General features: G+C 39.2%; 6 protein-coding genes. 4 read left to right on the top strand and 2 right to left on the bottom strand.

From position 1 onward, the window contains the following. Positions 1–182: 182 nt before the first annotated feature. A complete protein-coding gene (locus ACOH2D_RS13760) occupies positions 183–2,801 on the top strand; it encodes a sodium:solute symporter family protein (protein ID WP_348038294.1) in 2,619 nt (872 codons plus the stop codon). A gap of 255 nt (positions 2,802–3,056) precedes the next feature. On the opposite strand, the gene ACOH2D_RS13755 is transcribed toward ACOH2D_RS13760, so the two are convergent. Together ACOH2D_RS13755 and ACOH2D_RS13750 are read right to left on the bottom strand one after the other, a co-directional pair. Beyond that, positions 3,057–3,845 (bottom strand): Fpg/Nei family DNA glycosylase, encoded by a 789-nt coding sequence (locus ACOH2D_RS13755; protein WP_449535555.1) that lies wholly within the window; start codon positions 3,843–3,845, stop codon positions 3,057–3,059. Positions 3,846–4,013: 168 nt separating this feature from the next. Then, positions 4,014–8,102 carry a hybrid sensor histidine kinase/response regulator transcription factor gene (locus ACOH2D_RS13750; protein ID WP_449535554.1) on the bottom strand — a complete coding sequence of 1,363 codons (4,089 nt, stop codon included), beginning with the start codon at positions 8,100–8,102 and terminating at the stop codon, positions 4,014–4,016. A 276-nt stretch (positions 8,103–8,378) separates the two neighbouring features. Here ACOH2D_RS13750 and ACOH2D_RS13745 point away from each other — a divergent pair, with 276 nt between their 5' ends. Genes ACOH2D_RS13745 through ACOH2D_RS13735 form a run of 3 tightly spaced genes read left to right on the top strand, consistent with a single transcriptional unit; the run spans position 8,379 to position 14,497 of the window. Continuing rightward, on the top strand, positions 8,379–9,737 hold the full coding sequence (locus ACOH2D_RS13745) for a Gfo/Idh/MocA family oxidoreductase (protein ID WP_449535553.1): 1,359 nt from the start codon (positions 8,379–8,381) through the stop codon (positions 9,735–9,737). A gap of 37 nt (positions 9,738–9,774) precedes the next feature. Further along, positions 9,775–12,888 carry a SusC/RagA family TonB-linked outer membrane protein gene (locus tag ACOH2D_RS13740; protein WP_348036384.1) on the top strand — a complete coding sequence of 1,038 codons (3,114 nt, stop codon included), beginning with the start codon at positions 9,775–9,777 and terminating at the stop codon, positions 12,886–12,888. Positions 12,889–12,901: 13 nt separating this feature from the next. Beyond that, positions 12,902–14,497 (top strand): RagB/SusD family nutrient uptake outer membrane protein, encoded by a 1,596-nt coding sequence (locus ACOH2D_RS13735; RefSeq protein ID WP_348036385.1) that lies wholly within the window; start codon positions 12,902–12,904, stop codon positions 14,495–14,497. Positions 14,498–14,741 lie beyond the last annotated feature (244 nt).

Below are 14,741 nucleotides of genomic sequence, written 5' to 3'. Positions count from 1 at the left end.
AATTTAGAAATTAATATGTTATACATAATACAAATAGTCATATTTTCTTAACTTAGCGAGATAAGTTTTATATTTCAATCGCTTTTTTGATTTTTCAATAGTTTAGTGGTAACACAAAAATGACGGAATTTTAATCGGAAGGCAAATTAAACCAACCAGTTTTATAACATAAAGTTTGTAATATGAAAATAATTAAGAAGACGGCCATTTTATTGGTGCTATTTTTAATCTGCATGCCATCTTTTGGACAGGAAATCTCTAAACTCGATGTAAAGAATCTTCCTAATTTGCCTGCACAAAAGGGTGCTACCGAATCGCTTGGTTATGCGGGAATGTTAGGCGGCGCTCATAATGGGGTTTTGATAGCTGCTGGCGGTGCTAACTTTCCAGAAGGCTTGCCTTGGGAAGGTGGTAAAAAAGTATGGAGCAAAGCCATTTATATTTTTGAAAATGGCCAATGGCGTATCTCGGCAAAACAATTGCAAATGCCATTAGGCTACTCGGCATCGGTTTCCACTGAAAACGGGGTCTTGTGCATGGGTGGTAATAATGAAGCGCTCACAAGTGATGTTGTATGGTTGATCTCATATAATAGTGTGACTAAAGATGTTGAGATTACTGAATATCCGAAACTTCCAGAACCGTTGGGTTTTTCTTCGGCAGTCATCGCTGACGGATTTGTGTATCTGGTAGGCGGTTCGAATGGTCAACGCAGCACGAATTCATTTTATAGATTGGCTTTAAAGGATGCGAAAAATTGGGAGAAATTAGCTGATTTCCCCGGCTTGCCAAGAGCGCTACATACCACGGCGGTTCAGGAAACACAGACCAATCAAAAGTTATTTGTCATTGGTGGACGCCATGAAGTGGCCGGACAAAAATCAGAAACCCTAACCAATTATCTGACCTACGATTTTAAAAAACAAACCTGGAATGATGAAGGGGATTTGCTTATAGAGGGTCAACCTCGAGTATTGATGGGGGCTTCGGCTGAAGTGATGGGTTCCATGCACATCATGGTTTATGGCGGTAGCGATGCAGTGCTTTTTGATGAATTGGAAACGATTGCCTTAGATATGGGCAAAATGCCAGACGAGGCTACTGCAACGGCATTAACCTCCAGAAGAGACGCTATTTTAAACAACCATCCTGGATTTTCAAAGGATATTTTGGCTTATAATACTATTACTAAACAGTGGTTTGTGTATGCGAGTTTAGACTCTGAGATTCCAGTTACAGCACTTTCATTTAAAGATGGCAATGATTTTCTGATCGTTTCCGGTGAAGTGTCGCCTGGCATTCGTACGGCTGCCGTAGAATCCTTCAAAATTGCTGATGCCGCACACCCGTTCGGATTTCTTAATTATACGGTTCTTGTTGTGTACTTATTGATATCGGTATTGATTGGGCTTTATTTTGCTCGCAAACAGAACTCTACTGAAGACTACTTTACAGGTGGCGGTCGCATCCCGTGGTGGGCGTCTGGCTTAAGTGTTTTTGGAACTTTGCTCAGTGCCATTACGTTTATGGCGATTCCGGCCAAATCTTTTGTGACGGATTGGTCCTTTTTCATGCTCAATATTACAGCCATTCTAATTACCCCTGTCATCGCCTTTATTTTTATTCCCTTCTTTAATAAACTGAAAATAAAAACAGCTTATGAATATTTGGAAGATCGCTTCAATTATACCGCGCGTGCTTTTGGAAGTTTGTCTTTTATCTTGTTTCAATTAGGACGCATTGGGATTGTGTTGTTGCTGCCTTCGTTGGCCATCTCCATTGTCACGGGAATTCCTGTGGAGACCAGTATTTTAATCATGGGCGTACTTTGTGTATTCTACACGACGTTTGGAGGAATTGAAGCCGTGGTTTGGACCGATGTGATGCAAGTGGTCGTGCTTTTGGGCGGTAGTATTGTAGCCGTGGTATGGATCATGATGCACACGGAAGCTTCGTTTGGCGATATGATATCTTATGCTTCGGATCGCGATAAATTCAATATTGCCAATTTTGATTTCAACTTTACCGAATCTACGTTTTGGGTGGTGTTTATTGGCGGATTGGCCTCGGCCATGGTTACTCAAGGTACGGATCAAACCATTGTGCAACGGTATTTAACAAGTTCTAGCGTTAAGGATTCTCAAAAAACCTTATATACCAATGCCGTATTGACTCTGCCAGCAACGATTATCTTTTTTGGTATCGGAACCTTGTTATTCATGTTTTATTCTGAAATGCCTAGCAAATTATCGCCGGCCATTTCCAATAACGACTCTATTTTTCCGTGGTATATTGTACGGGAATTGCCAATAGGCGTTTCAGGTTTGTTGGTGGCGGGAATTTTCTCGGCCGCCATGTCGAGCATTAGTAGTAGTTTAAATTCTGTATCCACGGCGTATTGTAATGATTTCCATTTGCACTATAAGCCTAAAGTAGATGATAAAAAGTTATTGCGAATTGCAAGGATCGCTACGATGGTTACTGGTATTCTTGGCGTGCTTTTGGCGCTTTGGATGGCAGGTAGCAACATTAAATCACTTTGGGATCAATTCTATCGTTTCTTGGGACTTTTTACAGGCGGTTTAGGTGGGATGTTCCTTTTGGGAATGCTGACCAAAAAAGCCAATGCCAAAGGAACCTTGATGGGCTTGGTGGTAAGTGCCTTAGTCATTTGGTACATCAGCGCCTTTACTGAGATTAGCTTTTTAATGTACTCGTTTTTCGGTGTTGCTTCGTGTTTTGTTTTCGGATATATTTTTAGTTTGATGTTTCAAGATAAAGACAAGAGGGCGGGAGTTTAAAGATTATTGTTTGAGCCTATAAAAGTCTTTTTCGGTTTATTTGGGCGTGACCCTAAAGGGTCGGGCTATCCGTTACAAGTCCTCGCATCCCCGATAAATATCGGGGATGCTGTGGGCTTTCCACTTCTATCCCTCACGCAAAAAAGGTTGGAAAGTTTAAACCAATGCTCTAACATACAAAAGTGTTATTCCCAAGATTCTTAAGAAACATAAAGATTTCAATATTTGAAATTCTCCATAAATTTTCAATTTAAATTACTTGATCATTTTCTGATATTTAGGAGAGAAATAAGTAGATCTACCGCCCACTTTTATTTTTTGAATTTCAGCGCCAGTATGAAAGCAAATTCCACCTTCTTTTCTAAAATGGATTAAAAAGTCTTCGGGGAAATCATCGTAATGGGCATCGTTTTCTAGGGCCACTTCAATCACTTTTTTCATGGCTTTGAAAATCGTCTCAATGTTATTTTCGGAGAGGTTTTGTACTTTCGATTCCGGATGAATTCTAGATTGGTACAAAATTTCATCGGCCATCCAATTGCCAATTCCTGCAGCGACACTTTGGTCCATGAGCACTGCTTTGATAGCTGTTTTGCGACTGTTTAAGGAGGCTTTAAAATCTTTCAAACTTAAGTCTCTGGCGTCATCGCTTAATTTGTGCGCTGCTTTATATTCGGGAATTGAGTCGATCAAATCCCACCAACCGAATTTGCGCTTACTTTCAAAGGTGAAATGAAAACCATTTTCAAAAGTGAGCACAATATGGCCGTATTTTGGACGGTCTTCTTTGGCTCTATAATAGGTAGGTTTCCCGGTCATGCCGAAATGCATGACCAATACTTTTTTGCCTGAAGTCTTTATAAATAAATACTTTCCGATCCGTTCGGTTGCGGTGATCTCTTGGTTAATAAGATTGGCTTCAAAATCTGATTTTGATTTTTTAAGCAGTCGGTTTTCGCGACATTCAAAGGCGGTAATTTTTTTATGGAGCGCGGTATTGTCTATATAAACTTTGTAACCTTCGACTTCTGGTAGTTCTGGCATTGTTTTTTATTTCCGCCTAAATTAATTGAAATTTAGGCCATAGTCTGATCGGACAAGTGGAAATTTTAACTCATTTCGATTTGTTGATTGTGAAATGTGTTTGATATAATTTTATGCCGACAGGTTTGAAATTGAGGGCGTTCAAACGGCCACTTTACAGGCGAAATCCTATGTAAACGAACTTACTTCATACTTGGCTAAATACTCATCAACGCCATGCTTTTGAGCTTCCTTCTTAAAGTCGGCTGGACTCTTTTGGAATTCTTTTTTAAAGCATTTTGAAAAATACTTAGGATCATTAAATCCGCTCATAAAAGCGGCTTCTGAAATTGTGTAACCTTGTTTGGTAATGAGAATGGCGGCTTTCTTCAATCGCAATAACCTTACAAAATCAACTAAACTTTTGCCTGTAAGAAATTGGCATTTTCTATACATGCTGGAATAGCTCATGTTTAAAGGGATAGCCAGTTCGTCAATTTTGAAATCAGCATCTTCCAATCGTAAGTTGATGTTGGCTACTAAATTCTCAAGGAAAATTTCGTCTTGCGATTTTTCCAAGGAGACTTCGGGGCTTGAAATAACTTCTTTTCGGTATTTGGAGATGATATGGTCTTTGGCGATCAGAATGTTCTGAATTTTTAACAGCAGTTCATTCGTGTTGAACGGTTTGTTAATGTATTCGATGGCGCCCGATTTTAAACCTTCTATTTTAGAATGGGTCGAGTTTTTGGCGGTTAATAAAATAATGGGAATGTGTTTTGTAAGCTGATCGTCCTGCAGTTTTTTGCACATTTCGATGCCGTCCAATTCGGGCATCATAATATCGCTTAAAATCAAGTCTGGAATATTGCTTTTGGCGTAATGATAGCCTTCAATGCCGTTTTCGGCTAAAATAATATTGTAATGCTCCTGTAAGAGTTCTTTCAAGAAGATTTGTAAGTCCAACGTGTCTTCCACGATAAGGATCGTTTTATTCAAGACTTTTGGGTTCAGGTATGCTTGTGGTACAATTAGGTTTTCTAATTGGAATTCAGTGGAATTCTCTTCATAGTCGGCCGTGACTCTTTCTGAATCGGTATAAGCTTCCTCGTGGATTGGGAAAGTAATGGTAAATGTGGTGCCATCCATGGGAGAGGATTCCACTTCAATTTTTCCTTTATGTAAATCTATAAGTTCTTTGGTAAGCGCCAAACCGATACCTGTTCCTTTGTTTTTCTTTCCAGTGGTGGATTGATAAAAGAGTTCAAAAATCGTATTTAATTCTTCTTTTGGAATTCCTGAGCCCGAGTTAGCCACTGAGAGCATGATCATTTGTTTTGAATTGATCGGAGTGACGGTTAGTACAATATTGCCTTCTTTGGGCGTAAATTTAAAAGCGTTGGAGAGCAGGTTATAAATGACGTGCTCTATTTTTTCTTTGTCATACCAAGCATCCGTTAAATCCTTAGGACAGATCACCGTAAAGTCTATGTTTTTTCGTCTGGCGAGCTCTTTAAATGATTGGGAAATTTCCTCAATATTTTTATAGAGATTGGATTTCGTGACCATCAGCCTTAATTTATCCAACTCCTTATTACGGACCAAAGTCAGTTCATAAGCTATTTTAGAAAGTCGTTTGGTGTTGTAGGCGATGATGTTAAGACGTTGTTTTAAAAGTAAATTTCCGTTCTTTTCAGCATTTCGTATCATGTCATCAATAGGGCCTAAAATTAAGGTTAGAGGCGTTTGGATTTCATGAGACATTTTTGCGAAAAAGTTCATTTTCATCTTATTCAGTTCATTTTCGTTTTTACGGCTGAGACGTTCAACGAGCAAATTCTTTTTTAAAGCGTACCAACGTCTGGCGCCATAAACCATCAAAGAAAAAAAGCAGAGGTATAGTATCCAGGCAATGGGTTTGTTCCAAAAGGGTTGTTCAATAACGATCGTGATGCTTTTTGTAGGGATGTCCCAAACGTTATCCCTGGTGCCAGCTTTAACTTCAAACGTATAGGTGCCAGCAGGGATATTGGTGTAGGTTGCCGAGCGTTCAAGATGGCTATTGATCCAATCTTTGTCAAAACCTTTGAGTCGATAGGCGTAAAAATGTTTTGGATATAAGATGTTGTCCAAAGCCGCAAAGCGAATGGAAAATGAAGATTCATTGTATTTTAAATTCAAGGACTGTACATTCTCAATTCCGGAGCTTACCTGTTCGGGCAATAAAACTTCAACGGGTTGGTTCAGCACCTTAATCATGTTGATTTGTAAAATGGGATGTGATTCTTTTTTATACAAATCTTTAGGGTAGAAATAATTAAGGCCTTTTGCGCCTCCAAAATATAACATGCCTTTATAATCCTTAAAGGCACTTCGTGACAAAAAATTATTGTCCTGAAGTCCGTCAGTTATATAGTAGGTTTTTATGATAGAGTCTCTCGTATTGAAGTTGACAATCCCGTTATTGGAGCTGATCCATAAATTGTCATTGCCCGTATTGATGACCGCCGCTAAATTGCGATTCGAAATACTCTTTAAATCCTCAAATGAAGAAAATATATTATTTTTTGTGTCGTATTTTAATAATTTCCCGCTATGGTCTATGAGCCATAAGCTATTATAAGTGCCTTCTGAAATATATTTTACGCCTTTTAGCCGATCTAAATTGTCGTTGAGAATGGAAAAATCAACAAATGTTGAGGCAGATAAGTGGGTGTGATTTTCATTGAATTGAAATAATCCACCCTCATAAATCCCTAACCAGATCATGCCATTTTGGGTCTCCATAATGCTTTCAACAATGGTGCCTTTTAAGCTGTTTTTATTGTATTCAAAAGAGGCTAAAAGTTCTAGATTGTCAGAGTAGATATTTAAACAGGTGTTGCTGCCTACCCAAAGACGTCCTTTTTTATCTTTATAAATGGTTCGGACATCGGTTGCATTTTGGTTTTTGAGGCTTATTACAGGCACTGCGCGAAACTCATCCTTTTTGGAGTTGTAAATCCACAGGCCATTTTTATAGGTGCCAAACCAAATATTGCCTTTATTATCTTCGGCAATGGTTTGAACGTAAAAACCTTTGTTGGTGCTAAAGTCATTGAAAAACTGCTTTTCATGAGTACTTCCGTCGGCATTAAAACTGATTTTAGTGAGTCCTGATCCGTCTGTTCCTGCCCATAATACATTGTCAGAGCTTTTAAGAATGCTCAATATTCTATTGGGCGTTTGATTCTCTGATCCTTCGTGGTAGTCGATATTGTTGTCGGCATTGGGCAAAATGTTCAAGTTGCCGTAATTGGGCACGATCCAAATGTTTTGATGATTATCTTCATTGACGTGTATGATCGTGTTGCTGCTTAATGAAAACTCACTGCGAGGTAGTTTGGTAAACAACCGCACTTGTCCCGTAGTTAAATTTACTTTATACAAGCCCCCGCCGTCGGTTCCTGCCCACAAAAAGTCGTTGCTGTCGCAATAAAGATTTAAAAATAGCTCACTTTTAATGTTATGGATGTTTCCTTTAAAAAACGAATCTTGAATAAATTCTTTCCTGTTGATATCATACAGAAAGAGACCTTTGGTTTCTGTGCCGATCCATAGCCTATTGTAGGCATCTGTAGTTAATTTTAAGTTTTCAGGATAATTGTTAAATGGAGCTACCAGATTTTCCATTGTTTTTGAAGACGATATATAGGCTATAATATTCCCATTTCCCGTACTTATAAAAACGTCGTCGTTTTGTCCCACCGCGATATCTGCAATGTTCTGTGTTTTGGCATCCCATCCTGGTAGTGTGGTAATGGGTTCCATTTTAGAATTGGTATAAGCGTAAATACTTCCATCTTTTGTTGCCAGCCAGACCTTTTTATGGTGTGAAGTGATCACGCTGACATTTTTGTTTTTTAGGAGCGGCGTGAGATCCTCAAAAATTCCTTTGACGTGATTGTATTGGGTTAATAGACCACCGTCAGAAACCACCCATATATTTTTAAGATCATCAATGAGGATATCTTTTATGGATTGATACTCTTCAGCGTTAGGGAAAATAGTTTGGTTGTCAATGAATTTGTAATTGTAGCCGTCGTAGAGGTAAAGGTCTCCTTTTTGAACCATCCAAATATTCCCGAAAACGTCTTGTATGGTCTTGCTTACGGCAATGCTTCTATTGTCGGAAGACGGGGAGAGGTGCGTAAAGTTGACGTGATGTTGCGCTATCGTAGCGGTAATAAAGGTTATAAAAAAACAAAGGGTAATAGGGTACTGCTTCAATTTAAACATAAAACAAATTATTTGTAGAGTTATTCTCTGAAGTAAATAGATAACTCCTAAAAAGAAACTGATTAATTATGGTAAAGATATTAATAAAATAGAAGGTAGAATACTTGCCATAGAAGCGAATACATGAACTGCAAGTAAATATTCGTCAAAAAGGAGTAGTATTTCGTCATTGCATTGAAAATCTCCCAAAACGCCTAAAATCTCGACCCCAAAACATGAGTTATGTGTCAAATTTGAGAACGAGATTATTTAACGAATCGTTAACAATAAGAAAACATGAGTTCAAGAAGAGATTTTGTAAAAAAGACGGCGCTCGCAGGTGCGGGTTTAGTGATGCTTCCTAATATGTCGTTTGGCGCGCTATTAGGTTCCTCCAAGCAAAAATTAAAAATGGCTTTTATAGGCGTAGGTCTAAGAGGTTGTAACCATTTAAATAATGCCTTACTTAGAAAGGATACTGAAATTACTGCGATATGTGATACCGATCCTGCTAGGATTGCAATTGCATTAAAAATGATCAAGGATGCAGGCTTTGCAAAACCTCAGGTTTTTAGTAAATCTGATAAGGATTATCTGAACCTCTTGAATTTAAAAGATGTGGATGCGGTGGTCATTTCTACACCTTGGCTATGGCACACAAGAATGGCAGTAGATTCCATGAAAGCTGGTAAATATACGGGCCTTGAAGTTTCTGCAGCGAATACCTTGGAAGAGTGCTGGGACTTGGTTAATACTCACGAACAAACAGGATCGCACTTAATGATTCTTGAAAACGTAAACTACCGTCGCGATGTGCTTGCTGTATTAAATATGGTAAAACAAGATGTTTTTGGTGAGTTGGTACATTTTAGATGTGGCTATCAGCATGATTTACGCGGCGTGAAATTCAACGACGGTAAAACAGCTTATGGTAAAGGTGTTGAATTTGGAGATAAAGGTATATCTGAATCGGCATGGCGCACACAACATTCCCTTTTGAGAAATGCTGACGTTTATCCAACACACGGAATTGGTCCAATTGCGGCCATGTGCGATATCAACAGAGGTAATCGCTTGATGTCATTAACTTCCAATGCCTCAAAAGGCATCGGTTTACATAATTATATTGTTGAAAACGGCGGCAAAGACCATCCGAATGCCAAATTGAAATTCAAGCAAGGCGATGTGATTACTACTACCGTTGAAACCACGAATGGCGAAACTATCATTATTACTCACGATGTTAATTTACCAAGACCTTATTCCTTAGGATTTAGAGTGCAAGGTGCTAATGGATTATGGGAAGATGATGGAAACCGAATTTATGTGGAAGGCCAATCAAAACCACACCGTTGGGATGTTGCCACGGAATGGCTTGAGAAATATGACCATCCATTATGGAAAAAATACGGAAAGATGGCAACGGATGCAGGACATGGTGGAATGGACTTTTTCGTGTTGAATTCGTTTATAGAATCAGCTAAAGAGAACATTGCACCGCCAATGGATGCTTATGATGCCGCAGCATGGAGTGCAATCACGCCACTATCGGAAGCGTCTATAGAAAATAATGGAGCACCTCAGGAAATTCCAGATTTTACAAGAGGCATGTGGGTGAAACGCAAGCCTTACAATTGGATTAAGGATACCTATTAAAATAAATAACCATGAAAATTAATTAACATATCAATTTATGAAAATACAAACCACCAAAAACTCCTTCCATAAACGGAAAGAACTCTATCAATTGAGAACGTTTATATTTCTCTTTTGCACTTCAGTATTCAGTCTTTCTTCCACTCATGTATACTCAAACAGTGCAGATATTGTAATCATTGGGGAATCTCCCATTAAGCCACAGCATGAAATAAAAGGAAATGTTACTGATAACTACGGGGCAGGATTACCTGGAGCTAGTGTTGTTGAAAAAGGCACCACCAATGGTGTGCAAACCGATTTTGACGGTAACTTTACGCTTTCAGTAGCCAATGCCAATGCAACCCTAGTGATTTCTTATATGGGTTTTACCACTAAGGAAATTGCTGTTAATAGCCAATCAACCATCAACGTACAACTCGAAGAAAGCGCCTCTGCTTTGGATGAGGTGGTTATTGTAGGATATGGTACTCAGAAAAAGGTCAATCTTACCGGGTCTGTGGCAACTGTAAGTGGGGAAATGCTTGAAAGCAGACCTATTACCAACGTCTCTGCAGGACTTGCCGGATTATTACCAGGAGTTTCCGTAAATCAACAAACAGGTCAGCCTGGCGCTGACGGTGGGAACATCCGTATTCGTGGTACAGGTACTCTAAACCAAGCGTCGCCTATGGTTTTGATTGACGGTGTGGAAGGCTCGTTAAACGACGTGCAAGCCAATGACATCGCTAGTATTTCTGTACTTAAAGATGCGGCATCAGCGGCTATTTACGGTTCAAAAGCGGCCAATGGTGTGATCTTAATCACTACAAAAACTGGTAAATCTGGAGAACCTACCGTAAATTACACTACCGATGTGGGCTGGCAATCGCCAACACAATTGCCTGAGTATTTAGGATCGTATGATTATGCCCGTTTATACAACGAAGCTCTCGTTAATAATGGCAAAGCACCAAAATTTACGGATGCTGACATAGAACTTTTCAGAAATGGTACAGATCCATTTGGCCACCCTAACACCGATTGGTTAGATCTTTTATACCAAGGTTCAGGTTTCCTTATTACTAATAATCTAGGTGTTTCTGGCGGTTCAGAATACACGAAATACCGTGCTTCTGTCAACCATCAAAAACAAGAAGGTGTTATTCAGCATACTGGTAAAAACGAGTATAACGCGCGTTTAAATCTTACCGTTACACCTAAAAAGTGGTTGACCACCAATATGAATTTGTCTTATACCCAAATGGATCGTGAAGCACCAAACAACCCTTATGTAGGTGGAGGATTAGACCAAATTATCAGACAAACCAACAGAATTGCACCGTGGATTCCTTACAAAAATGAAGATGGTACTTACAGTACCATTTCAGATGGTAACCCAATTGCCTGGATGGATCTTGGTCCTCAAGTCAACTATTTACGCAAAACATTTGTAGGGATTGGGTCGGTACAAGTGGACATTATTGAAGGCCTGAACGTTAAAGCCTTAGTTTCTCACAGGAATGTGAATGATGCAAATTCAGAAATGAATAAGGAACTTCAATATAATCCTAATAAATATCACGGGCCGACAAAGTTGACTGAAATTATAAATAACTCTACCCGTAACACATTTGATTTAACAGCCAACTATTTCAAATCCTTCAATGATGTGCACAATATTGCAGTTCTTGCCGGCTATCACGCTGAGTCCTATGATTTTAAACAAACCACAGCTTATCGCGAAAATTTCCCTAGCACTGAACTACCTAATTTAGATGCTGGTTCTTCTAGTGGGATGAGAAATAGTGGGTACACCCGTGAATTGAATATGGTGTCATTTTTTGGACGTATCAATTACGATTATATGGGACGCTATTTATTTGAAGCTAACGTAAGATCAGATGCTTCTTCTCGTTTTGCTGAAGATAACAGAGTGGGTGTATTCCCATCATTCTCTGCAGGATGGAGAATTTCTGAAGAAGCGTTCTTTGAAGGCGCTAAAAATGCAATCAACGATTTGAAAGTGAGAGCGTCATGGGGACAATTGGGTAACCAAGATGCATTAAACGATTACTATCCTACCATTCCTACTTTAGGACTTGGACAAAATTATCCTTTCAACAGCACCATCCAACCAGGAGCGGCAGTGACAAATGCAAAAAATGCGGCATTAATCTGGGAGAAAACAACCAGTTATGGAATTGGAATTGACGCCCGTTTATTTAGTAAAATAGATTTGACCATTGATCTTTATAAAAAAGAAACGGAAGGCATTATCATGCAAGTTCCTGCGCCAAATGAATTCGCTTTAGGTAACTTTTTTGACAACGTAGGAAAGTTAGACAACAAGGGTATTGAGGTGAGTGCAAACTACAGAGATACTTTTGGCGAGGTAGATTTCAGCTTTGGTGGAAATATGGCTTATAACCAAAACGAACTGGTGCAATTAGCTGGTACCACTCAAATAATTAGTGGACGCCAAATACGTAGATTAGGAGAGTCTCTTGACTCTTGGTACGGCTATAAAACTGACGGTTTACACCAAAGCCAAGCGGACATTGACGCTTATCCAAAGAACACCATTTACGGTAACCAAATCAAACCGGGCGACTTACGTTACGTAGACACCAACGGTGATGGTAAAGTGGATGCTGACGACCGCGTGTTGTTAGGAAATTCAACACCTAACTTCAACTTTGGTATCAATATGAGTGTAGGGTTTATGAATTTTGATTTACAAGCCCTATTCCAAGGTGCCACAGGAGGTAAAGGTTATATGGATTTTGACGCCATTGGTGGCGTTAACGGTGATGGTCAAAAACCATCAGCTATTTGGTTAGACCGTTGGACTCCAGAAAATCCAAACACTAGCGTGCCTCGTCTTATTGACGGCATTAATGGCCCAAGTATGCCTCAAAATTCAACCACAAGTTACTGGTTAAGAAGCACAGACTATTTAAGAATGAAGAATTTGCAGTTAGGTTACACCATTCCAAGTGAAACTTTAGACAATTGGGGCATTAAAAAACTAAGATTTTATTACAGTGCTCAAAACCTGTTTACGATAAGTAATTATCTTAAAGGATGGGATCCAGAAGCACCATCAGGACGGGGTAGTAGCTATCCTGTTGTGATGACGAATTCAATCGGAGTTAATTTAACTTTTTAATATATAGTACAAGATGAAAAAATTAATATACTTATTAGGAATCGTGGTTGCCTTTAGCGCTTGTGACGATTCTTTCCTAGATACAGCACCCAATGACGCGCTTTCGCCGACCACTTTTTGGAAATCAAAGAAAGATTTAGATTTAGCTTTGACGGGTTGTTATAACGGCTTCGCCAGTGGAGGAGATCTTATGTATCGTGATGCTGGATCAGATAACGCCTACAATAACTTCCCTTGGGAAGGCTGGACAAACATTGGAAATGGTAAACTTTCAGCGGCCGATGCAGGCGCTTCCTACTACGGTTTTGGAACCATCAACAGATGTAACGAGTTTTTAGCCAATGTGGATAACGCTACTGCCGTGTCAGAAGCAGATCGAGAAATTTATAAGGCTCAAGTTCGTTTTATTCGTGCTTATAAATACTATATCCTTACCACAAGTTATGGTAATGTGCCATTAATAACTCAAAACTTTGCTACACCTGAAGAAGCTAAAGTGCCAAGAGATTCACAAGAAGTGATTCGCACGTTTATTGAAACCGAACTGAATGCCGTGATTGGCATGTTGCCAGATGCTTATTCTGGTGGCGAATATGGTAAAGCTACCAAAGGCGCTGCACAAGCACTTTTAATGCGTTATTATCTTTACTTTAAAGATTATGACAAGGCCTTGTCAACGGCCAAAAACATCTCTGGCTATTCATTAAACAGTACTTTTGAAGGTCTTTTTGATCCAGCCAATGAGCAGAATGCGGAGGTTATTTTATCGGTACAACATGTAGCAGATAACTACTCTCTCGATTTTACACCATTTATGCCAAACGGTCTTGGTGGTTGGTCTTCTGTAGTTCCAACACAATCCTTAGTGGACGCTTTTGAGATGGCAGATGGTAAAACTATTCAGGAAGCGGAAGCTTCTGGAGAATATGACCCAAACAATCCATACGTCAACAGAGATCCACGATTGAGAGCTTCAGTAGTTTATCCTGGTCAAGTATATGCAAATAAAGTGTACCGTTCTGTTGAAGACACAAGCCCAGATTATTATAACAAAGCTGATAACGCTTCAAAAACAGGTTATAACTTTAAAAAGTACACCACGTTTTTAGATCTTAATCCAAGTTCTCCTTACTGGAACATGGGCAATGACATCTATATCTTTAGATATGCTGAGGTACTTTTAACCATTGCAGAAGCAAAAATCGAATTAGGTCAAATTGATAGTGAAGTTTATGATGCTTTAGATGCCATAAGATTAAGAGCGGGAATGCCTGCGGTTAATAAGGCTAAATATGCTGACCAAGCGAGCTTGAGAACGCTATTAAGAAACGAACGTCGTGTGGAGTTTGCCATGGAAGGTTTACGTAGAGATGACATCATCCGTTGGAACATTGCAACTGATGTACTTAACGGGAACTTAATGGGAACCAAAAGAGGAACTGTTTTAGCAACTACACAGCCAAATGGCGATTATAATGTGTCGTTAACGCTACCAGCTAACTTGATTGAAAGCAGAGAATTCGTAGCTCCTAAAAACAATCTCTTGCCTATCCCACAAGGGGCAATTGACAAAAACCCAAGCTTGACCCCTAATAACCCGGGTTACTAGTTGTCTAAATAGCAGCAAACTTAAAGAGTCAATTTTATAGTTTGAATAAACAATTTATCCCGTTAACACATTGATTGGTTGACGGGATTTATTTGTTTAATAAATTGCGGGTATTTTGAGATTCGTTATTAAGGGGAAATTTGCTCAGTCATCAAGGGATGTTTTAATGGAGAGTTTTTATAATACACTAAGCTAAGTGCATAGACTAAAGGGCAATTCAAGAAAATATGCAGATGAATACGCT

The organism is Gelidibacter sp. (genome assembly GCF_053579655.1).
This window is presented reverse-complemented; position numbering and strand designations above follow the sequence as displayed.

Bases quoted from the DNA above. Each gene is read 5' to 3' on its own strand.
- ACOH2D_RS13760 (WP_348038294.1), top strand. From the start codon at position 183: ATGAAAATAATTAAGAAGACGGCCATTTTATTGGTGCTATTTTTAATC.
- ACOH2D_RS13755 (WP_449535555.1), bottom strand. From the start codon at position 3,845: ATGCCAGAACTACCAGAAGTCGAAGGTTACAAAGTTTATATAGACAAT.
- ACOH2D_RS13750 (WP_449535554.1), bottom strand. From the start codon at position 8,102: ATGTTTAAATTGAAGCAGTACCCTATTACCCTTTGTTTTTTTATAACC.
- ACOH2D_RS13745 (WP_449535553.1), top strand. From the start codon at position 8,379: ATGAGTTCAAGAAGAGATTTTGTAAAAAAGACGGCGCTCGCAGGTGCG.
- ACOH2D_RS13740 (WP_348036384.1), top strand. From the start codon at position 9,775: ATGAAAATACAAACCACCAAAAACTCCTTCCATAAACGGAAAGAACTC.
- ACOH2D_RS13735 (WP_348036385.1), top strand. From the start codon at position 12,902: ATGAAAAAATTAATATACTTATTAGGAATCGTGGTTGCCTTTAGCGCT.